The organism is Pseudomonas sp. zfem003 (genome assembly GCF_032621675.1).
In the GTDB taxonomy this organism is placed as follows: domain Bacteria; phylum Pseudomonadota; class Gammaproteobacteria; order Pseudomonadales; family Pseudomonadaceae; genus Metapseudomonas; species Metapseudomonas otitidis.
This window is the reverse complement of record NZ_JAVYJG010000001.1, coordinates 690,845-711,248: the sequence shown is the minus strand read 5'-3', so window position 1 is coordinate 711,248 and position 20,404 is coordinate 690,845. Positions and strand designations below refer to the sequence as shown.

17 protein-coding genes are annotated in these 20,404 nt (G+C 68.3%); 14 read left to right on the top strand and 3 right to left on the bottom strand.

From position 1 onward, the window contains the following. The first annotated feature begins 162 nt into the window (after positions 1-162). The 4 genes from RTK35_RS03275 (at position 163) to RTK35_RS03260 (ending at position 2,668) form a co-directional block, all read left to right on the top strand. Positions 163-447, top strand: a complete 285-nt coding sequence (locus RTK35_RS03275; protein WP_074969609.1) for a hypothetical protein — start codon at positions 163-165, stop codon at positions 445-447. 70 nt (positions 448-517) lie between these two features. Continuing rightward, positions 518-1,321: a helix-turn-helix transcriptional regulator gene (locus RTK35_RS03270; RefSeq protein ID WP_142010373.1), complete on the top strand. Its 804-nt coding sequence runs from the start codon at positions 518-520 to the stop codon at positions 1,319-1,321. A 65-nt stretch (positions 1,322-1,386) separates the two neighbouring features. After that, the gene (locus tag RTK35_RS03265) at positions 1,387-2,001 is read left to right on the top strand and encodes a LysE family transporter (RefSeq protein ID WP_142010370.1); all 615 of its coding nucleotides are present in this window, start codon (positions 1,387-1,389) and stop codon (positions 1,999-2,001) included. Between the two features lie 64 nt (positions 2,002-2,065). Beyond that, positions 2,066-2,668, top strand: coding sequence for a flavin reductase family protein (locus tag RTK35_RS03260; RefSeq protein WP_316907370.1), 603 nt, complete (start codon positions 2,066-2,068; stop codon positions 2,666-2,668). A 46-nt stretch (positions 2,669-2,714) separates the two neighbouring features. On the opposite strand, the gene RTK35_RS03255 is transcribed toward RTK35_RS03260, so the two are convergent. Then, entirely contained in the window at positions 2,715-3,632 is a 918-nt protein-coding gene (locus tag RTK35_RS03255; protein ID WP_074969618.1) for a LysR family transcriptional regulator, read from the bottom strand. Positions 3,633-3,752: 120 nt separating this feature from the next. On the opposite strand from RTK35_RS03255, the gene RTK35_RS03250 reads away from it, so the two are divergent. The 10 genes from RTK35_RS03250 (at position 3,753) to RTK35_RS03205 (ending at position 16,919) form a co-directional block, all read left to right on the top strand. After that, positions 3,753-4,448 carry a CoA transferase subunit A gene (locus RTK35_RS03250; RefSeq protein ID WP_222901696.1) on the top strand — a complete coding sequence of 232 codons (696 nt, stop codon included), beginning with the start codon at positions 3,753-3,755 and terminating at the stop codon, positions 4,446-4,448. A gap of 30 nt (positions 4,449-4,478) precedes the next feature. Next, positions 4,479-5,135 carry a CoA transferase subunit B gene (locus tag RTK35_RS03245; protein WP_044405779.1) on the top strand — a complete coding sequence of 219 codons (657 nt, stop codon included), beginning with the start codon at positions 4,479-4,481 and terminating at the stop codon, positions 5,133-5,135. A gap of 105 nt (positions 5,136-5,240) precedes the next feature. Beyond that, complete coding sequence (locus tag RTK35_RS03240) at positions 5,241-6,419, top strand: acetyl-CoA C-acetyltransferase (protein ID WP_316907369.1); 1,179 nt, start codon at positions 5,241-5,243, stop codon at positions 6,417-6,419. 209 nt (positions 6,420-6,628) lie between these two features. Continuing rightward, positions 6,629-8,047 (top strand): short-chain fatty acid transporter, encoded by a 1,419-nt coding sequence (locus RTK35_RS03235; RefSeq protein WP_044414025.1) that lies wholly within the window; start codon positions 6,629-6,631, stop codon positions 8,045-8,047. A 133-nt stretch (positions 8,048-8,180) separates the two neighbouring features. Further along, positions 8,181-8,645 (top strand): DUF3859 domain-containing protein, encoded by a 465-nt coding sequence (locus tag RTK35_RS03230; protein ID WP_044414022.1) that lies wholly within the window; start codon positions 8,181-8,183, stop codon positions 8,643-8,645. A gap of 377 nt (positions 8,646-9,022) precedes the next feature. Further along, positions 9,023-10,966: a DUF1302 domain-containing protein gene (locus RTK35_RS03225; protein ID WP_316907368.1), complete on the top strand. Its 1,944-nt coding sequence runs from the start codon at positions 9,023-9,025 to the stop codon at positions 10,964-10,966. A gap of 47 nt (positions 10,967-11,013) precedes the next feature. Continuing rightward, complete coding sequence (locus tag RTK35_RS03220; RefSeq protein ID WP_305832502.1) at positions 11,014-12,384, top strand: DUF1329 domain-containing protein; 1,371 nt, start codon at positions 11,014-11,016, stop codon at positions 12,382-12,384. Positions 12,385-12,484: 100 nt separating this feature from the next. Next, positions 12,485-13,201, top strand: coding sequence for a response regulator (locus RTK35_RS03215; RefSeq protein WP_316907367.1), 717 nt, complete (start codon positions 12,485-12,487; stop codon positions 13,199-13,201). Between the two features lie 134 nt (positions 13,202-13,335). Continuing rightward, positions 13,336-16,155, top strand: a complete 2,820-nt coding sequence (locus tag RTK35_RS03210) for a PAS domain S-box protein (RefSeq protein ID WP_316907366.1) — start codon at positions 13,336-13,338, stop codon at positions 16,153-16,155. 77 nt (positions 16,156-16,232) lie between these two features. Beyond that, entirely contained in the window at positions 16,233-16,919 is a 687-nt protein-coding gene (locus RTK35_RS03205; protein ID WP_316907365.1) for a hypothetical protein, read from the top strand. Positions 16,920-16,930: 11 nt separating this feature from the next. On the opposite strand, the gene RTK35_RS03200 is transcribed toward RTK35_RS03205, so the two are convergent. Beyond that, positions 16,931-18,553, bottom strand: a complete 1,623-nt coding sequence (locus RTK35_RS03200) for a methyl-accepting chemotaxis protein (protein ID WP_316907364.1) — start codon at positions 18,551-18,553, stop codon at positions 16,931-16,933. A gap of 129 nt (positions 18,554-18,682) precedes the next feature. After that, positions 18,683-20,308, bottom strand: coding sequence for a methyl-accepting chemotaxis protein (locus RTK35_RS03195; protein ID WP_316907363.1), 1,626 nt, complete (start codon positions 20,306-20,308; stop codon positions 18,683-18,685). Positions 20,309-20,404: the final 96 nt, after the last annotated feature.

Sequence of the window (20,404 nt, the reverse complement as noted above, 5' to 3'; positions counted from 1 at the left end):
CCTGTAATGGCAACTGCGTAGGAGATGTCGGACCCCGTCGCACCTGGCGGGGTCCCGTCCGTTGAACGATTGGCTGAACCTGGAGCGGGGTGGCGTGTTCAAAACCCTGTCGATGCGCCAGGGGGTGCCGACTTGCGAGGACGCATGCAAGGAGTCCACACCATGAAGATTTCCGCCGAACTGGCGTTGAACAATGCGCGCACGCAACTGGCCCTGATGCGCAGCGCGCCGGACCGCCGGGCGCTCGCCTACCGCTTCGCGGTGGCGCGTGGCTACATCGATGCGCTGCACGATTTCGCCGTGATCGACGCCCAGCAGTGGCGCCAACTGCTCGACGAGGCCGATGCCTTGCGCCTGGAAGCCGATACCGCGTTGCACAGCCTGCCCGTGGCCCACCTGCCACTGGGCCGCAGCGTCGCCGAGCCGTCCCCGGCCCAGGTGGCCTGACCGCCTGCACATTGCCGGCCCGGTGGCGGGCGCCGTATGCTCGGCGCCTTTCCCACCTGGGCCGGATGCGATGTTCTCTTCCCGACAGGCCATGCTGGGCCGGATGGAAGTCGCCCATTGCAGCGGCACCGGCCATCGCTTCGCCAAGCACAGCCACGACGAATGCGTCATCGGGGTCAACCTCGTCGGCGTGGAAGAGGTGTGGCTGGATCGGCGCACCTTCAGCGCACAACCGGGCGACATCACCCTCTACAACCCCGGCCAGATCCAGGGCGGCGGTGTGAAGGAGGGCGAGCCCTGGCGCTTCGCCGGCCTCTACCTCTGCGCAGACCGACTGGCTGCCGACTTCGGCCTGGCCCACCTGGAATTCGAGCGTGCCTGCTGGCGCCAGCCGCGTTTGGGCCAGTGCCTGAGCGAAGCGGTCGTGCTGGGCCTGCAGGCCGACCCCCACGCCCGCGAGCGTGCCGAGGAGCGCCTGCTGGAGGCGCTGGCGCACCTGGTGGATGCCTGCGCCGCACGCCTGCCGCGCACCACCTCCCTCGGGCGCGGCCCGGTGGCCCGGGTCCAGGCCCTGCTGGCCGACCGCCTGCAGGACACGCCCGACCTGGAGGAAATGGCTGCGCTGGTGGGCGTCTCGCGTTTCCACCTGCTGCGCGCCTTCCAGAAGGAAACCGGCCTGAGCCCGCGCCAGTGGGCCATGCAACTGCGCACCTGCCGCGCCCGTGGGCTGCTGCGGGCGGGCGTGCCGGCCACCGACGTGGCCCACGCCCTGGGCTTCGCCGACCAGAGCCACCTCAACCGGCACTTTCGCGCCGCCTACGGCATCACCCCCGGTGAACTGGGACGGCGCCTGCGCGGCCAGGCTGCAATCTGATCCAAGTCCGCCCTAGGGCGAGCCGGCATACTCGCGCCTTTCTGGCCGTGCCCTGGGAGTATTCGATGTCGATGGTGTTCATTTCCGCCTTTCTGTTCGGCGTGGCGTTCTGCCTGTCGCCCGGTGCCGTACTGGCCGAGACCCTGCGCCGAGGCCTGCTGCATGGCTTTCGCCCGGCGCTGATGGTGCAGGTGGGCTCCCTGGCCGGCGATGCCCTGTGGGCGCTGCTGGGGCTGGCCGGGCTGACCCTGCTGCTGGCCCAGGACGCGGTGCGCGTGCCGCTGACCCTGGCTTGTGCCGCCTACCTCGCCTGGCTCGGCTGGCGCAGCCTGGGGGATGCCTGGCGGCTGCCGGAGGCCGACGACGCAGCCGCGCCTGCGGCGGACCGGGGTGCCTTGCTGACCGGCGCAGCGATCTCCCTGACCAACCCGAAGAACATCGTCTACTGGGGCGCCCTGGGCAGTGCCCTGGCCGGCATCGTCGGCGAGGCCCCGAGCCTGGCCCAGACCGCCACCTTCTTTGCCGGCTTCATGACCGCCTCGGTGGCCTGCTGCTTCCTCTGCGCCGGCCTGGTGGCCTGGCTGCGGCGCAACGCCTCGGCCTTCTGGCAGCGGGCTAGCCACGGCCTGTGCGGCGTGCTCCTGCTGGGCCTGGCAGCGCTCGCCCTGCGCGGGCTGTAGCCACTGGACGGCGCTGCCCACGCTGAGGCAGGCTGCCGGGCCCGTGTCCCTGCTGGAGCGTGTCATGTCCGCTGAATTCCGCCGTCCCGTCCCCCTCGCCAAGGCCTATCGCCTGCTCAACCACGGCCCCACCGTGCTGGTCAGCGCCGCCCATGGCGGCAAGCGCAACGTCATGGCCGCTGCCTGGGCGATGCCCCTGGATTTCGACCCGCCGAAGGTGGCCGTGGTGCTGGACAAGTCCACCTGGACCCGGCGCCTGCTGGAGGCCGACGGCCATTTCGTGCTCAGTGTGCCGGCCCGCCACCAGGTGGACCTGGTACAGACCCTCGGCTCCAGCTCGGGCCATGAACTGGACGCCGCCGGGCACGACAAGTTCGCCACCTGGCAGGTCGGGCACTTCCCGGGCGAGCAGGTCGCCGCGCCGCTGATCGAAGGCTGTGTCGCCTGGCTGGAATGCCGCCTGCTGCCCGAGGTGCACATTCAGCAGGGCTACGACCTGTTCCTCGGCGAAGTCATCGCTGCCCAGGCCGACAGCCGGGTATTCAGCGAAGGCCGCTGGCATTTCGACGGCCAGGACGACCTGCGCACCCTCCACCACGTCGCCGGCGGGCATTACCTGGTGATCGGTGAGGGGGTTGATGGGAAGGCGTTGTTGAGCGGGGAATAGGGCATATGCCCGCTTACCTTGTGAGTACCGAAACAGCTCTTCCGCTCTAGCGCGCTCGGCGCGCTGGGGTCAGCTGGTGCTCCCAATCGCGCAGGTGCAGCAGCACGTCGGCCAGGGCTTGGGCAGCGGTGGAGAGTTGGTGGCTGGCGAGGCGCAGCAGGCCGACGCGGCGTTCCACTTGCGGGGTGTCGAGGGGGACGCAGCGGGCGCCCAGTTCTTCCATCTGCTGGATGCACAGGCTGGGGACGGCGCTGACGCCCAGGCCCTGGGCGACCATGCGGCCGACGGTGACCAGTTGGTGGCTTTCGAAGGCGACGGGCAGGTGGCCGTGGCGGGCGGCGACGCTGTCTTCCAGCAGCAGGCGCACGGCCGAGGGGCGCTGCAGAGTGATGAAGGGCTCGCCCAGCAGCTCCGCCCAGCTCACCGTGTCGCGCTCGGCCAGCGCGCAGCCGGCCGGCACCACGGCGACGAAGCGGTCGCTGTAGAAGGGGGTGAAGGCCAGGCCCTCCAGGCTCGACGGCTCGAAGGCGATGCCCAGTTCCACGCGGTGGCTGCGCACCATTTCCAGTACCTGTTCGTTGATCACGTCATGCACGGCGACGTTCACCTTCGGGTGGCGGTCGCGGAATGCCTTCAGCGCCACCGGCAGCAGGTTGCTGGCGAAGGAGGGCATGGCGGCGATGGCGACCTTGCCCAGTTGCAGGGTGAAGTGCTGGTGCAGCAGCTCTTCGGCGTCGTCCCAGTCGGCCAGCAGGCGCCGGGCGATGGGCAGCAGGGTCTCGCCCTCGGGTGTGAGGGCGACGCTGCGGGTGGTGCGCACCAGCAACTGCCCGCCGAGGGATTCCTCCAGGGTCTTGATCGCCAGGGACAGGGCCGGCTGGGACAGGTGCAGGCGTTCGCAGGCCTGGGCGAAGCTCAGGCTCTGGGCGACGGCGAGGAAGGCGCGCAGTTGCTTGACAGTCATTTATCAGGATTTCGGATCAATACTGAGGAAAAACAAAATTAACAAATGAGTCCGTGCGCGAGAAGCTGCATCCCACTCACCGGCCGGCTGGCCAGGCAGAACAACAACAGAGGATCAGCGATGAGCGGACTCGACAAGCGTGTAGGCAGTTACGCGGAAGCCCTCGACGGGCTCACCGATGGCATGACCATCCTGGCCGGGGGCTTCGGCCTCTGCGGCATTCCGGAGAATCTGATCGCCGAGATCCGGCGGCGCGGGGTGCGTGACCTCACCGTGGTCTCCAACAACTGTGGCGTCGATGGCTTCGGCCTGGGCGTGCTGCTGGAGGACCGGCAGATCCGCAAGATGATCGCCTCCTACGTGGGCGAGAACGCGCTGTTCGAGCAGCAACTGCTCTCCGGTGAGCTGGAGGTGGAACTCACGCCCCAGGGCACTCTGGCCGAGAAGCTGCGCGCAGGCGGCGCCGGCATCCCGGCCTTCTACACCGCCACCGGCTACGGCACCCCGGTGGCCGAGGGCAAGGAAGCGCGCCAGTTCAACGGCCGTCACTACATCCTCGAACCGTCCATCACCGGTGACTTCGCCATCGTCAAGGGCTGGAAGGCCGACCATTACGGCAACGTGATCTACCGCCACACCGCGCGCAACTTCAACCCGGTGGTGGCCACCGCCGGGCGCATCACGGTGGTGGAGGTGGAGGAGATCGTCGAGCCGGGCGAGCTGGACCCGGCGCAGATCCACACCCCGGGCATCTATGTCGACCGCATCATCCAGGGCTCCTTCGAGAAGCGCATCGAAAAGCGCACCACTCGCTGACCACGACACGACGAATCCGAGGAAACCGACATGGCACTGACCCGCGAACAGATGGCCCAGCGCGTGGCCCGCGAACTGAAGGACGGCTACTACGTGAACCTGGGGATCGGCATCCCCACCCTGGTGGCCAACTATGTGCCCGAGGGCATGGAAGTGATGCTGCAGTCCGAGAACGGCCTGCTGGGCATGGGCGCCTTCCCCACCGAGGCGGAAGTGGACGCCGACATGATCAACGCCGGCAAGCAGACCGTCACGGCGGTCAAGGGTGCGGCGATCTTCGACTCCTCCGAGTCCTTCGCGATGATCCGCGGCGGGCACGTGGACCTCACCGTGCTGGGCGCGTTCGAGGTGGACGTCAACGGCAACATCGCCTCCTGGATGATCCCCGGCAAGCTGGTCAAGGGCATGGGCGGCGCGATGGACCTGGTGGCCGGTGCCGACAACATCATCGTCACCATGACCCATGCATCGAAGGACGGTGAGTCCAAGCTGCTGCGCCATTGCAGCCTGCCGCTGACCGGGTGCGGCTGCATCCGCAAGGTGCTCACCGACCTGGCCTACCTGGAGATCGAGAACGGTACCTTCATCCTCCGCGAGCGCGCCCCCGGGGTGAGCGTGGAGGAGATCGTCGCCAAGACCGCCGGCCCGCTGGTGGTGCCGGACGATGTGATCGAAATGAGCTTCTGATTACCCTGCCGCCCCGACGCGCCACCACCACGCATGGCGGTTCCCGGGGCGGTTTTTTATTGACCGGCCAGGTCCGTCGTGGCGTGGCCGAGAGGAGGAATCGACATGCAAGACGTCGTCATCGTTGCCGCCACCCGTACCGCCGTCGGCAGCTTCCAGGGCTCGCTGGCCAACATCCCCGCGCCGGAGCTGGGCGCTGCTGTGATCCGCCAGTTGCTGGCCCAGACCGGCCTCGACGGGGCCCTGGTCGACGAGGTCATCCTCGGCCAGGTGCTCACCGCAGGCTCCGGCCAGAACCCCGCCCGCCAGGCCGCCATCCTCGCCGGGCTGCCCCACGCCGTGCCGGCCCTGACCCTGAACAAGGTCTGCGGCTCCGGCCTCAAGGCCCTGCACCTCGCCGCCCAGGCCATCCGCTGTGGCGATGCCGAGGTGGTGATCGCCGGCGGCCAGGAGAACATGAGCCTCGCCCCCTACGTGATGCCCGGTGCCCGCACAGGCCTGCGCATGGGCCACGCCAAGCTGGTGGACACCATGATCCAGGACGGCCTGTGGGACGCCTTCAACGACTACCACATGGGCATCACCGCCGAGAACCTGGTGGAAAAGTACGGTATCAGCCGTGAAGCCCAGGACGCCTTCGCCGCCGCCTCCCAGCAGAAGGCCTGCGCGGCCATCGAAGGTGGGCGCTTCAAGGATGAGATCACCCCCATCCTGATCCCGCAGAAGAAGGGCGAGCCCATCGCCTTCGCCACCGACGAGCAGCCCCGTGCCGGCACCACCGCCGAGTCCCTGGCCAAGCTCAAGCCGGCGTTCAAGAAGGACGGCAGCGTTACCGCCGGCAACGCCTCCAGCCTCAACGACGGCGCCGCTGCCGTGCTGCTGATGAGCGCCGACAAGGCCAAGGCCCTCGGCCTGCCGGTGCTGGCACGCATCGCCAGCTACGCCAGTGCCGGTGTCGACCCGGCGATCATGGGCATCGGCCCGGTCTCGGCGACCCGCCGCTGCCTGGAGAAAGCCGGCTGGAACCTCGGCGAGCTGGACCTGATCGAAGCCAACGAAGCCTTCGCCGCCCAGGCCCTGTCCGTGGGCCAGGAGCTGGGCTGGGATGCGAGCAAGGTCAACGTCAACGGCGGCGCCATCGCCCTCGGCCACCCCATCGGTGCCTCCGGCTGTCGCGTGCTGGTGACCCTGCTGCACGAGATGATCAAGCGCGATGCGAAGAAGGGCCTGGCAACCCTGTGCATCGGCGGCGGGCAGGGCGTGGCCCTGGCCATCGAGCGCTGATCCTCTGCCGGGCCGACGCCCCGGTCGGCCTGGCTACACGCTTGTTCACGCAACGCTCCGCGCACCTGCGCGGGGCGGGACGTACCACGCCCTGGCGTGGTGTCGTCGTTTCAGACCTACAGGGGGCGCAGACCCCCGAGCCGTTCCACCCCTATCCAGTGCCGGTGCCCTCCATGCCTGGCCGACAAGAACAACAGTGAGGTAGACCGATGGTCACGCAACTCCAAGAAAGCCGCTCCGCCCGTTTTGCCATGCGGTGCTCCGCCTGGGCCGAGCGCTGGTTCCCCGATTCCTGGGTCTTCGCCGCCGCGGCCGTGATGCTGGTGACCCTGGCCGTGCTGGCCATGGGCGCGCCTGCCAGCCAGGCGGCCAAGGCCTTCGGCGACGGGTTCTGGAGCCTGATTCCCTTCACCATGCAGATGGCCTTCGTGGTCATCGGCGGCTATGTGGTCGCCAGCTCCGGGCCGGCGTCGAAACTCATCGACCGCCTGGCGCGGGTGCCGAAGAACGGCCGCTCGGCAGTGGCCTGGGTGGCGCTGGTGTCCATGCTCGCGTCGCTGCTCAACTGGGGCCTGTCCCTGGTGTTCGGCGGCCTGCTGGTGCGGGCCCTGGCACGCCGGGAGGAGCTGAAGATGGACTACCGCGCCGCCGGTGCGGCGGCCTACCTGGGCCTGGGCGCCGTGTGGGCGCTGGGCCTGTCGTCGTCGGCGGCGCAGTTGCAGGCCAACCCGGCCAGCCTGCCGCCGTCGATCCTGGCGATCACCGGGGTGATTCCGTTCACCGAGACGATCTTCCTCTGGCAATCCGGGGTCATGCTGCTGGCGCTCATCGTGGTGTCCCTGGTGGTGGCCTACATGACCGCGCCGAGCGCTGCCAATGCCCGTGACGCCAAGGCCTGCGGGGTGGACCCGAGCTTCACCGCGCCGCGCCAGGCCAAGCCGACCCGTCCGGGGGAGTGGCTGGAACACAGCCCGCTGCTGATCATCCTGCTGGTGGCCCTGGCCGGCGGCTGGCTGGCCCAGGAGTTCGCCAGCAAGCCGGCGATCACCGCCATCTCCGGCCTCAACACCTACAACCTGCTGTTCATCATGGCTGGCGCGCTGCTGCACTGGCGCCCGCGCAGCTTCCTCGACGCTGTTGCCCGGGCGGTGCCGACCACCACCGGGGTGCTGATCCAGTTCCCGCTGTACGGCTCCATCGCCGCGCTGATGACCACCGTGAACGGCAGCGACGGCCAGACCCTGGCGCACCACATCTCCACCTTCTTCGTGCAGATCGCCAGCCACGACACCTACGCGCTGTTGATGGGCGTGTACTCGGCGGTGCTGGGCTTCTTCATCCCCTCCGGCGGCGGCAAGTGGATCATCGAGGCGCCCTACGTGATGCAGGTGGCCAACGACCTGCAGTACCACCTGGGCTGGGCGGTGCAGATCTACAATGCCGCCGAGGCGCTGCCGAACCTGATCAACCCCTTCTACATGCTGCCGCTGCTGGGCGTGCTGGGGCTGAAGGCGCGTGACCTGATCGGCTTCTCCTTCGTGCAGTTGTTGGTGCATGCGCCCCTGGTGCTGGTGATGCTCTGGGCGCTGGGGCGGACCCTGGCCTACATCCCGCCGGTGATGCCCTGAGGACGGGCGGCGGCGCGGGCATCACGCCCGTGTCGTCGCCGGCTGGCGCTGGGGAGGAGGGCGGTCGGCAAGCTGTCATCAGTCGGTCATGAACGTGTCATAGCCTGCCGCCATCCCAACCAAGGAGCGCGACATGAAAGCAACCCGACTGAGTGCACTGATCGCCCTCGGCCTGGCGTCCGGAGCGGCCTGGGCCGATGTCCGGGTGGACGGGCCGGTGGAATACGGCGTGTTCGAGAGCCGCTACCAGGACTTCAAGCCCGGCGAGCGCGTGCTGACCAGCAGCGACCAGAGCATCCAGCAGACCGAGGTGGTGCCCGCCCGGCTCGGCACCAAGTTCGGCCTGCGCTACACCCTGGTCGGCAAGCGCGAGAACGACACGCCGCTGACTCTGCTGTACCTCACCCCGGGCGTGACCACCCCCGACGGCCAGCGCCACGACAAGTTCGAGGTGATCCAGAAGATGGCCCCGGGCGCCCCCCAGGACGTGATGGCCTACGAGTTCACCGAGACCCACGAAGTGGTGCCCGGTGCCTGGCACTTCATGGTGTTCCAGGGTGACCGGCTGCTCGCCGAGAAGCGTTTCGAGGTCCGCTGACCGCCTTCGCCGCCCGGTTCCGCCGGGCGGTCCCTCCCCACGGGCCAGGCCCGTCGCGCCCGAGGCGCCTGTGATTTCCCTCCCCGAATGACGACTGCCCGGCTGTTGGTTGGGCGGATGACTGGCGTATTGGCAGGCTCGGACATACTTTGTTACCGTACTTGCACTTTCGTACCAGATTCGCTCCCCGCTCCAACAACAAGAACAGCGTGACCGTCGCCGGCGTGCACCCCCCGCGACGAGGATGGACACCTGCGAGAGCGATGCCGAGGCCTGCCCGTGTGCCCGGACGCCGTTCCGCAGCCGAGAGAAGAACAACAACAGGACCGGACGCAGAGCCGGCCCGAAATCTTGGCCGTCAAGGGAGGTACGTCGCTATGAAGAGGTTCATCCGCAATCCTGTCGCACCCCATCGATCAGGGCCCGCTGGCGTCGCCTGGGGGCTGCTGCCCCTGCTGGTGGCGGGCTCGGCCCAGGCGGTGGAGTTCAGCCTGCTGGACAACCAGCTCACCGGCTCCATCGACACCACGCTGTCCTACGGCGCCATGTGGCGGGTGCAGGGGCGGGACAAGGACAACATCAGCGACATCAACGCCGACGACGGCAATCGCAATTTCGATACCGGGCTGGTCTCCGAGGTGTACAAGGCCACGTCCGACCTCTCGCTGAAGTACGACAACTACGGCGCCTTCGTGCGCGGCACGGCGTACTACGACAGCCAGATCATGGACAAGCGCAACGACTACTACGGCACCACCGGTGGCGTGGAGCGGCCCAGCCAGTCCTTCCCTGATGACGACCGCTTCACCCAGGGCACCCGCCACGTGGCCGGGCGCAAGGCCGAGGTGCTGGATGCCTACGTGTTCGGCAACTGGGACGTGGGCGACATGCCCCTGGGCGCCAAGGTGGGACGCCAGGTCATCAACTGGGGCGAGGGGGTGTTCTACCGGGGTGGGGTGAACACCGTGAACCCGGTGGATGCGGCGCGCTTCCACCTGCCTGGCTCGGAGCTGAAGGAAGTGCTGGTGCCGATGGAGGCGCTGAGCTTCAACCTGGGGCTGACCGACAACCTGTCCATGGAGGCCTTCTACCAGTGGAAGTGGAAGGAGACCCGGCTGGACCCGGTGGGCACCTACTTCTCCGACACCGACCTGTTCGCCGATGGCGGGCATACGGCGTACACCACCACGGCCAACCCCGACCTGCTGGCGATCATGGGCCTGCACCCCCTGGCGGTAGCGGCGGGTGCCATCGGCAATGGCGCTTACGGGCCCAATGCCTACGTCAACGCGGAGAACGGGACCTTCAAGGTCGCCAATATCGGCAAGGACCTGCAGGCGGACGACAGCGGTCAGTTCGGCGTCGCCTTCCGCTACATGGCGGAGGAGCTGAACTCCACCGAGTTCGGTTTCTATTTCGTCAACTACCACGCCAAGGAGCCGCAGATCGCCATCGACCTGACCGGCTACAACGGTGTGGACATGGCTGGCCTGGCAGGCTTCGGGCCGGCCGGCCCAGGGCTGGCAACGCTGGACATGGCCAGCAATGCCCAGGCCCGGCGGCGCTATGTCGAAGACATCCGCATGTACGGCTTCAGCTTCAACACCACGGTGGGGGATGCCTCGGTGTCCGGCGAGATCGCTTATCGCCCCAACGCGCCGATCGCCATCGCCGCCACTGACGACCTCCTCAGCGACCTGCTGGGGCAGGGGGTCAACGGGTTGACCAACATCTACGACGCCAGCGTCGCAGGCAATGCCGCCTGCGCCCAGGTATCCGGCAAGCAGCTCTGCCGCAGTTCGATCTTCGACAACTACGAGCGTGCCGAGACCTACAACACCTCCCTGTCCACCCTCTACAACTTCGGACCGGCGCTGAGCTTCGACTCGGTGATCGGCGTGGCCGAGCTGGCGTCCCAGCACATCCGTGGCAGCAGCCTGAAGTACACCGCCTTCGACGGCTCGGTGCGCAGGTTCACCAGCGCCACCGACAAGGCCTATGAGGATGAGCGCACCACCGACAGCGACCAGATCAGCCGCGACAGCTACGGCTACACGCTGCTGCTGTCCGGTAGCTGGAACGACGTCTATGCCGGGGTGAAGCTCTCGCCCTACGTGGTGTTCCAGCACGACTTCAAGGGCAACTCGGACCGCACCGGCAACTTCATCGAAGGGCGCAAGGCTCACACCATCGGCGTGGACGCCAGCTACCTGAACAGCTTCGAAGTGGGCCTGCAGTACACCGAGTACTACGGCGCCGGGCGCAACAACAGCACCCGCGACCGCGACAACGTCTCGCTCACCGCCAAGTACTCGTTCTGACCACGCGCCCGGCCGTGGCCGGGCTGTCACCTGACAGGGAGACCCCCATGCTGAGCAAACCTTCGCTGCTGCTGGCCGCCTGCGTGCTAGCAACCATCACCTCCGAGGCCGGCGCCGCCGTGACGGCCGACCAGGCCGCCGCGCTCGACAACCGGCTGACCCCCTTCGGCGCCGAGAAGGCCGGCAACGCCGCCGGCACCATTCCCGCCTGGGCCGGCGGGCTGACCCAGGCCCCGGCCGGCTACAAGGGGCCCGGCCAGCACCATGTCGACCCCTTCGCCGGCGATACCCCGCAGTTCACCATCACCAAGGCCAACCTGGAGCAGTACAAGGCGCACCTGACGCCGGGCCAGGTGGCGCTGTTCAACGCCTACCCGGAGACCTTCCAGATGCCGGTCTACGCCACCCGGCGCTCCGGCTCGGCGCCGCAGTGGGTCTACGACAACATCCGCCGCAACGCCACCAGTGCCAAGCTGCTCAACGGCGGCAATGGCTTTGCCGACGCCTACGGCGGCGTGCCGTTCCCGATCCCGCAGAACGGCCTGGAGGCGGTGTGGAACCACATCACCCGTTATCGCGGCACCTACATCGTGCGGCGCTCGGCGGAGGCGGGCGTGCAGCGCAATGGCGCCTACTCCCTGGTCACCTCCGAGGACGAGGCGCTGTTCCGCTTCTACGACCCCAAGGGCAGCTACGCGGGCCTGCAGAACACCCTGTTCTACTACCTCAGCTTCACCACCGCCCCGGCGCGCCTGGCCGGCAACGGCGCGCTGGTGCAGGAGATGCTCGACCAGGTCAAGGAGCCACGCCAGGCCTGGGGCTACAACCCCGGACAGCGCCGTGTGCGGCGGGCGCCGACCCTGGCCTACGACACGCCCATCGAGTCCACCGACGGCCTGCGCACCGCCGATGACACTGACATGTACAACGGCGCGCCGGATCGCTACGACTGGACCCTGGTGGGCAAGCAGGAGATTTACATCCCCTACAACAACTACAAGGTCACCAGCCCCGAGGTGAAGTACAAGGACCTGCTGCAGCCCGGCCACATCAACCCCAAGTACACCCGCTACGAGCTGCACCGGGTGTGGGTGGTGGACGGCAAGCTCAAGCCGGGCGCCCGGCACATCTACTCACGGCGCACGCTGTTCCTCGACGAGGACAGCTGGGGCGCGGCAGTGGTGGACCAGTACGACGGCCGGGGCGACCTCTGGCGGGTGTCGATGGCCTACCTGAAAAACTTCTACGAAGTGCCCACGGTGTGGACCGCACTGGACACCTTCCACGACCTCCAGGCCCGCCGCTACGGCGTGCAGTGGCTGGACAACGAAGAGCCCGGCACCGTCGACTTCAGCCAGCCGTCCCCCGGTGACGCGGCCTTCACCCCGGCCGCCCTGAGGCGCAAGGCCTCGCGCTGACCGCAGTTCCGCCCCACGGCGGGACTGCTCGCCGACCCGGCGCCGCGTTATAGTCGCGCGATTCCAACCAAAGGGATGAGCGAGGACCATGGTGGCGCCGGTGAGGATTCTGGTGGTGGACGACGATGCCGAGGTGCGCGAGCTGCTGCAGGACTACCTGGGCGGCCACGCCTACCAGGTGGAGACGGCCTGTGACAGCGGCAGCATGCGCGCGGCCCTGGCAGCCGGCTTGCCGGACCTGGTGCTGCTGGACGTCGGCCTGCCCGGTGAGGACGGCCTGAGCCTCGCCCGCTACCTGCGCGAGCACCACGACCTGCCGGTGATCATGGTCTCCGGCGCCGGCAGCGCCGTGGACCGCACCATCGGCCTGGAAGTGGGTGCCGACGACTACGTGGCCAAGCCCTTCGACCCCCGCGAACTGCTGGCCCGGATCAAGACCGTGCTGCGCCGCTACCAGCGCGCCCCGGCGTCCGCTGCCGTGGCAGAGGCCGTTGCCCCCGTCGAACCCGATACCCGCCTGCAACTGGGCGCCTGCCGCCTTGACCTGGAGCGCCGCCAGCTGTTCGACGCCTCGGGCGCGGAAATTCCCCTCACGGCCATGGAGTTCGACCTGCTCCAGGCCTTCGCCCAACGGCCCAACCGGCCGTTGTCCCGCGACCAGTTGCTCAACCTCACCCAGAACCGCGACTGGAACCCCTTCGACCGCTCCATCGACATCCGCATCGCCCGCCTCCGCCGCAAGCTCGAGACCGACCCCGACAAACCCCAGGTGATCCGCACCCTGCGCGGGGTGGGGTACATGTTCGTGCCGAGCTGACCCCGCGCCTGGTGCTTCTGCTCGGCGCCAGGCCGCCGTTTGTTTCAATTGTTTCAACCGCGTTGTACCCCCTGAAATCCCTCGGGGCGGCTCTCTATACTCCGTTCACCCAAGAGGCTCCTGGAGGCCTTCCGATGAGCCAGACGGCCCACCGCCCGCTGTTCGACGGCGCCGCCGAACACCAGTTGCGCCAGATCGTCGACAACAGCAGCGCGGTCATCTACGTGAAGGACCTGGAAGGGCGCCTGCGCCTGGTGAACCGGGCGTTCGAGCAGGTGTTCAAGGTCACTGCCGAGCAGGTCATCGGGCATGTCGACCATGAGTTCTTCCCGGCCGAGCTGGCCGATGTGCTGCGGGCCAATGACCAGAAGGTGGTGGAACTGGGTCGCGAGCAGGAGTTCGAGGAGCGCCTGCCGTTCAACGGCGTGGTGCGCACCTACTTGTCGAGCAAGTTCCCGCTGTTCGATGCGGAGGGGCGGGTCACGGCGGTGTGCGGCATCTCCACCGACATCAGTTCGCGCAAGAGCGTCGAGGAGGTGCTGCGCTACGTGGCCCTGGGGATTTCGGCGGCCACCGGTAACGAGGTGTTCGAGGCGATCGCCCGCTACATGGTGCGCTCGCTCCGGGCCGACTTCGCCTTCGTCAGCCGCATCAGCGACGAGGGACCGCACAAGCTCACCACCCTGGCGATGTATTACAACGGCTCGCTGCAGGCCAACTCGACCTACCCCTTGAGCGGTTCACCCTGCGGCGACGTGCAGGGACGGGCCTTTCATTTCGTCGGCACCGGGTTGCAGGCGCTGTACCCGAATGACGCTGTCTTCCGTGCCTATGGGGTCGACAGCTACGCCGGCTACCCGCTGTTTGCCACCGATGGCCGGCCGCTGGGGCTGATCGCCGCTGGCCGCCTGGGCCCGATGAAGGAGCGCGAGCGCGCCGAGTCGGTGCTGCGCATCTTCTCGGTACGGGCGGCGGCGGAGATCGAGCGCCTGGAGGCGGAGGCCAGCTACCGGGCGATCTTCGCCGGCTCCGAGGACGCCATCCTGGTGCTGGATGTGGAGACCGGAGCGCTGGTGGATGCCAACCCGCGTGCCTGCGCGACGGTCGGCTACAGCTACGAGGAAATGATCGGGCTGGACATCGATGCCTTCAGCGCCGGCTACGAACCCTACACCGGGCGCCAGGCTGCGGGCTTCCTGGCCCGCGCGGCGGCGGGCGAGCCGCAGCGGTTCGAGTGGCACCGGCGCAACCGCGACGGCAGCCTGCATTGGGACGATGTGACCCTGAAGCGGGTGACCCTTTCGGGGGTGGACCGCATCCTGGTGTTCTGCCGCGAGATCACCCAGCGCAAGGAGGCGGAGCAGGCGCTGCGGGCCAGCGAACTGCAGCACCGCACCATCACCGACACGGCGCTGGATTGCTTCATCAGCATGGACGGCGCCGGGCGCATCCTGGCCTTCAACCCGGCTGCCGAGCGCTGCTTCGGCATCGCCCGGGACCAGGCGCTGGGGCGAGGGTTGCTGAAGCTGATCATCCCCGAGCGGTTCCACGTGATGTACGAACAGGACCTGGAGCGCTACGCGCAGACCGGCAACGGCAGCTTCCTCGGCAAGCGCCTGGAAGTGGTGGCGCGCCGTGCCTCCGGCGAGGAGTTCCCGGCGGAACTGGCCCTGACCCATGTGAATGGTGACGAAGGCCCTCGTTACATCTGCTACCTGCGCGACATCACCGAGCGGCGCCAGGCCGAGGAGGAGAAGACCCGCCTGGAGCAGCAGTTGCGCCAGGCCCAGCGCATGGAAGCCATCGGGCACCTGACCGGGGGTATTGCCCACGACTTCAACAACCTCCTGACCAGCATGCTGGGCTACACGGTGATGGCGCAGGAGCATGCCGAGTCCCTGCGCGACGGGCGCCTGGGCAAGTACCTGACACGGGTGCAGCGTTCGGCGGAGAAGGCCCGCGACCTGATCCAGCAGATGCTGACCTTCAGCCGTGGCAGCCGGGGTACGCCCCAGGTGACGGCGCTGGACCGGTTGCTGGGCAGCTTCATCCGCCTGCTGGAATCCACCCTGCCGGCCACCGTCGAGCTGGAGACCCACCTGGCGGCCGATCTGCCGCCGGTGCTGGCGGACCCGGTGCAGCTGGAGCAGGTGCTGATGAACCTCTGTATCAACGCCCGGGACGCCATGGGCGGTGTCGGGCGCTTGCGCATCGAGCTGCAGCGGCAGCACCTGGGCGATGGCGTGTGCGCGTCCTGCCAGCAGCGGGTGGCGGGGCCCTTCGTCAGCCTGACGGTGAGCGACAGCGGCCCGGGCATTGATGCGGGCCTGCGTTCGCAGGTGTTCGAGCCGTTCTTCTCCACCAAGGCCAGCGGCCAGGGCAGTGGCATGGGCTTGTCCATGGTCCACGGCATTGTCCATGAGTACGGCGGGCACATCCTGCTGGAGGGTGGCGCGGGGCAGGGGGCGGTGTTCCGCGTGCTGTTGCCGGCCCACGAGGACGGGCAGCTTCCGCAGGGGATGGCCTGCTGCCCGGCGGAGCATGTTCCGGTTCGTGCGGCCTTGCAGGGGCGGGTGGCGGTGGTGGACGACGACCCGCTGGTGGGCGAGTTCATGAGTGACCTGCTGGCCACCTGGGGGCTGGAGGTGCAGCTGTTCAGCGACCCGGAGCAGGCCAGCCTGCACCTGGGGGCCGACCCTTACGCGCGGGACCTGGTGATTCTTGACCAGAGCATGCCGAGGTTGACCGGCATGCAGTTGGCGCGGCGCCTGCTGGCGGCCCGTGCGGACCTGCCGATCCTGCTCTACACCGGCTTCAGCGACAGCCTGGTGGAGGAGGACGTGCGCGCCCAGGGCGTGCGGGCGATGCTGACCAAGCCGCTGGACCAGGCCCGCTTGCATACGCTGCTGGGCGAACTGCTGGAGGCGGGCAGTTACCGTACTGAAACAAACTGAGCGGCGGCAGCCACAGTACGGATACAGGGGCGGTGCAGGCTGTAACCATCCGCCACCGGCCATCAAGGACCGACATCATGGACACCCTCTCCGGACGCATCGCCGCCGTTTCCCTCGGCCTGACCAGCTGGCTGGTCGCCCTGGCCACCTTCCTCGTCGCCATCGGTTTTCTCGCCGGCCTGCCGCTGGCGCCTTTCCACCTGGAGGGGCCGCTGGCAGTGCCGCCTTGGCACGCCCTGGCACTGGACGGGCTGCTGCTGGTGGGGCTGGTGGCGGCCGTGCTGCTGGCCGCTGGCCGCAGCCATCGCGTGCGGCTGCTGATGGTGAGCGCGGTGGCGCTGCTGGTCATGGCGTTCTGGCAGCCCCTGGGGGGTGAGGCCTGGCAGTTCGACAACCCGTCCCTGCGGCTGGTGCTCTCCGCGGCCTTCGGCCTGGGGGCGGCGTTGCTGGCCTACGCGCTGGTGCTGGCGGATCTGCTGTCCGGATCGGGGCTGGTGGCGGCCTGGCGCCGGTTGCCGGGCGGCTCGGTCCGGGCGATCCCCGCCCTGGCCCGTGGCCTGCGCGGTGAGGCACGGCTGGCGTCCGGGCTCGGTGTGCTGCTGTGTGCCTGGGGCAGCCCGGCCATGGGGGTTGCGCACCTGGGGCTGGCGCTGCTGGCGAGCCTGGTGGTGGGGTGGACGATGGTGCGGGGCCGCGCCCGGTCATCCGGGCGGGTGCTGAGGCTGGAGCGTGCGCCGCGTGACGGGGTGCGCCACGCAGCCTGAGGCCAGGCGGACTAGACGGTGAAGCGCGCCACCATGGCGTTGAGTTCCAGGGCCAGGCGCGAGAGCTGGTAGCTGGCGGTGGAGGTTTCGTTGGCGCCGGTGGCGGTCTGGGTGGACAGGTCGCGGATGTTGACCAGGTTGCGGTCCACCTCGCGGGCGACCTGGGCCTGCTCTTCGGCGGCGCTGGCGATCACCAGGGTGCGCTCGTTGATGTGGCTGACCTGCTCGGCGATCTCCACCAGGGCGGTGCCGGCGGCTTCGGCGATCTCCAGCATCTGGCGGGCACGCTGGTCGTTCTGGCTCATGGCGCTGACCGCCTCGCCGGTGCCGCTCTGGATGTTGCCGATCATCTGTTCGATTTCACGGGTGGATTCCTGGGTGCGGTGGGCGAGGGCGCGTACCTCGTCGGCGACCACGGCGAAGCCGCGCCCCTGCTCGCCGGCGCGGGCGGCCTCGATGGCGGCGTTGAGGGCCAGCAGGTTGGTCTGCTCGGCGATGGCGCGGATCACGTCGAGCACCTTGCTGATGTTCTGTGCGCGTTCGGCCAGGCCTTCCACCAACTGGCTGGTCTGGGCAACGTCGTCGCTCATGTGGCGGATCGCCTGGACGGTCTGCTCGACTCGGCTGCGCCCGGCATGGGCCGACTGTTCGGAAGCCCGGGAGGCTTCGGACGTGCCGGCGGCGTTGCGGGCCACTTCCTCGACGGCGGCAGTCATCTCGTTCACCGCCGTGGCGGCCATCTGGATTTCGTCGTGCTGCTGGCTGAGGGTGCGGTTGCTTTCCTCGGTGATGGCGCTCATTTCCTCGGCGGCCGAGGCGAGCTGGGTGGCGGAGTGGCTGATCTGCTCGATGGTGCCGCGCAGTTGCTGCTGCATCTTCTTCAGGGCAGCGAGCAGTTGGGCGGGTTCGTCCCGGCCGGTGGTGTCGATGGGGCCGGTGAGGTCGCCGCCTGCCACCACGTCGGCGGCGCGCACGGCGATGTGCAGCGGCTGGGTGATGCTGCGGGTCAGCAGCCAGGCCAGCAGCACGGTGGCCAGTACCGCCAGGGCCAGCACGCTGAGCACGGCAGTCTTGGCGCTGGCGTAGTCCTGGTCGGCTTTTACGTTGGCCTGCTCGGCGCCTTCGGTGTTGTAGTCCAGCAGGGCCTGCAAGGTCCTGATGGTGGCGCGGTAGTTCTCCAGCAGCGAGCCCTGGACGAGGCGGTTGGCGCCGGCACTGTCACCACTGCGGGAGAGGCCCAGGAGCTGGGTGGACTCGTCCTGGAAGCGTTTGTACTGCTGCTGGAAGGCGCGGAACAGTTCGGTGTCCCGGCCGGCATCCATGTCCTTCTCGTAGGCCTGGCTGGTCTTCGCCAGGTTGGCCTCCAGCTCCTGAAGGCGCTGCTCAAGAGCGGGCTTGGCGGCCGCTTCGGCGAGCACGTGGCCCAGTTGCACCTGGCGTATTTCGGTGACCAGCAGTTCCAGCTTGGCCAGGTTCCTGAGGCTCGGGATCCAGCTCTGGCTCATTTCGGTGGAGGCGTCGTTGATCACCGCCATGCGGTTCAGCGAGAACAGGCCGGTGAGTATCAGCAGCAGGGTGATGAGGGCAAAGCTCGAGGCGGCGCGCGGGGCGATGGGGAACTGGCGCAGGAACATGGGCACTTCTCCGTGGGGGCCAGGCGGGGGGACGCGGAGGAGTATAGGTTTTCTTGTTGGCCTGCGGAGCCCGATCTGTGGGCTTTTCAGGGGAAGCGAGGGCCTGCCTCCGGGCAGGCCCGGATGGCGTCAGACGGTGAAACGGGCAACCACGGCGCTGAGGTCGGCGGCCAGGCGGGACAGTTCCTGGCTGGCGCTGGATGTCTGGTTGGAGCCGGTGGCGGTCTGGGCGGAGAGGTCGCGGATGTTGACCAGGTTGCGATCCACCTCGCGGGCGACCTGGGCCTGCTCTTCGGCGGCGCTGGCGATCACCAGGGTGCGTTCGTTGATGGCGCTGACCTGGGCGGCGATCACGTCCAGGGCCTGGCCGGCGGCTTCGGCGATCTTGAGAATCTCCCGGGCGCGTTCGTCGTTCTGGCTCATGGCGCTGACGGCGTTGCCGGTGCCGGTCTGGATGCTGGCGATCATCTGTTCGATTTCGCGGGTGGATTCCTGGGTGCGGTGGGCGAGGGCGCGGACTTCGTCGGCGACCACGGCGAACCCCCGGCCTGCTTCGCCCGCTCGGGCGGCCTCGATGGCGGCGTTGAGGGCCAGCAGGTTGGTCTGCTCGGCGATGGCGCGGATCACGTCGAGCACCTTGCTGATGCCCTGGGCCTGGTCGGCCAGGCCGCCGACGATGCTGCTGGTCTGGCTGACTTCGCTGCTCATGGCACGGATGGCCTGGACGGTCTGGGCGACCTGGTGGCGGCCGCCTTCGGCGGACTCTTCCGAGAGGCGCGAGGCTTCGGAGGTGGAGGCGGCATTGCGTGCGACCTCTTCGACGGCGGCGGTCATCTGGTTGACGGCGGTGGCGGCCATCTCCGTTTCGTCGTGCTGGCGGTTCATGGCCTGGTTGGTTTCGTCGGTCACCACGCTGAGCTGGTGGGCGGCGGCGGCCAATTGGCTGGAGGAGTCGGTGATGTGGCGGATGGTCTGGTGCAGGCTGTTGCGCATCTCGGCGAGGGCTTGCATCAGCCGCGCGGGCTCGTCCCGGCCCTGGATGTCGATGGTGCCGGTGAGGTCGCCGCTGGCGACGGTGCGGGCGGCTTCCACGGCATTGCGGATCGGCACGACGATGCTGCGGGTGAGCAACCAGGCCGTGGCGACGGCGAGCAGCGCGGCGAGTACCAGCACGAGGCTGACGGCGGTGCGGGCGCCTTCATAGGTGCTGGCGCTGGCATCGCCGGAGCGGTCGGCTTCGAGGTTGCTCAGCTTGATCAGCTCGGTGAGGGTGGCGTGGACGTCCTCATAGGCCTTGCGCAGGGGGCCGCGCATCAGTTCGTAGGCGTCGTCGGCATGGTTGCTGCGGGAGAGCTGCAGCAGTTGGTCGTGGCCCTGGAGGTAGGCTTCCTTGCGCTGGCGGTATTCGGCGAATAGGCGCTTCTCGTCCGGCAGCAGGAACAGGGGCTGGTAGATGCGCTCGATCTCGTCCAGCTCCTCGCGGATCTTGGCCATGCGCACTTCCTGGCGGCTCATCTGCTCGGCCTCGCGGCTGAGGATGTGGTTCATCTCGCTGAGGCGGTATTCGGCCATCAGGTAGCCGAGCTGGCTGGAGTACTCGACGCTGGGGAGCCAGATCTTGGATACCTGATAGGTGGCTTCGTCCATGGTGGACATCCGCGACAGGCAGAAGAGCCCCAGGCCCACCAGCAACAGGGTGATGACGGCGAAGCCGCAGGCGGCGCGGATGGAAATGCTCAGGTTGCGCAGGGACATGGGAGGCTCCTCCGGGGATGCGCGTGGGCGTACGGGCATAAAGAGCGGAGGCGTTGCGCGGGACTTAAATGCGGCGGTGGGGTTTGGGAAAGGTCT

Coding starts and splice junctions, on each gene's coding strand:
- RTK35_RS03275 (WP_074969609.1), top strand. CDS start 163: ATGAAGATTTCCGCCGAACTGGCGTTGAACAATGCGCGCACGCAACTG.
- RTK35_RS03270 (WP_142010373.1), top strand. CDS start 518: ATGTTCTCTTCCCGACAGGCCATGCTGGGCCGGATGGAAGTCGCCCAT.
- RTK35_RS03265 (WP_142010370.1), top strand. CDS start 1,387: ATGTCGATGGTGTTCATTTCCGCCTTTCTGTTCGGCGTGGCGTTCTGC.
- RTK35_RS03260 (WP_316907370.1), top strand. CDS start 2,066: ATGTCCGCTGAATTCCGCCGTCCCGTCCCCCTCGCCAAGGCCTATCGC.
- RTK35_RS03255 (WP_074969618.1), bottom strand. CDS start 3,632: ATGACTGTCAAGCAACTGCGCGCCTTCCTCGCCGTCGCCCAGAGCCTG.
- RTK35_RS03250 (WP_222901696.1), top strand. CDS start 3,753: ATGAGCGGACTCGACAAGCGTGTAGGCAGTTACGCGGAAGCCCTCGAC.
- RTK35_RS03245 (WP_044405779.1), top strand. CDS start 4,479: ATGGCACTGACCCGCGAACAGATGGCCCAGCGCGTGGCCCGCGAACTG.
- RTK35_RS03240 (WP_316907369.1), top strand. CDS start 5,241: ATGCAAGACGTCGTCATCGTTGCCGCCACCCGTACCGCCGTCGGCAGC.
- RTK35_RS03235 (WP_044414025.1), top strand. CDS start 6,629: ATGGTCACGCAACTCCAAGAAAGCCGCTCCGCCCGTTTTGCCATGCGG.
- RTK35_RS03230 (WP_044414022.1), top strand. CDS start 8,181: ATGAAAGCAACCCGACTGAGTGCACTGATCGCCCTCGGCCTGGCGTCC.
- RTK35_RS03225 (WP_316907368.1), top strand. CDS start 9,023: ATGAAGAGGTTCATCCGCAATCCTGTCGCACCCCATCGATCAGGGCCC.
- RTK35_RS03220 (WP_305832502.1), top strand. CDS start 11,014: ATGCTGAGCAAACCTTCGCTGCTGCTGGCCGCCTGCGTGCTAGCAACC.
- RTK35_RS03210 (WP_316907366.1), top strand. CDS start 13,336: ATGAGCCAGACGGCCCACCGCCCGCTGTTCGACGGCGCCGCCGAACAC.
- RTK35_RS03205 (WP_316907365.1), top strand. CDS start 16,233: ATGGACACCCTCTCCGGACGCATCGCCGCCGTTTCCCTCGGCCTGACC.
- RTK35_RS03200 (WP_316907364.1), bottom strand. CDS start 18,553: ATGTTCCTGCGCCAGTTCCCCATCGCCCCGCGCGCCGCCTCGAGCTTT.
- RTK35_RS03195 (WP_316907363.1), bottom strand. CDS start 20,308: ATGTCCCTGCGCAACCTGAGCATTTCCATCCGCGCCGCCTGCGGCTTC.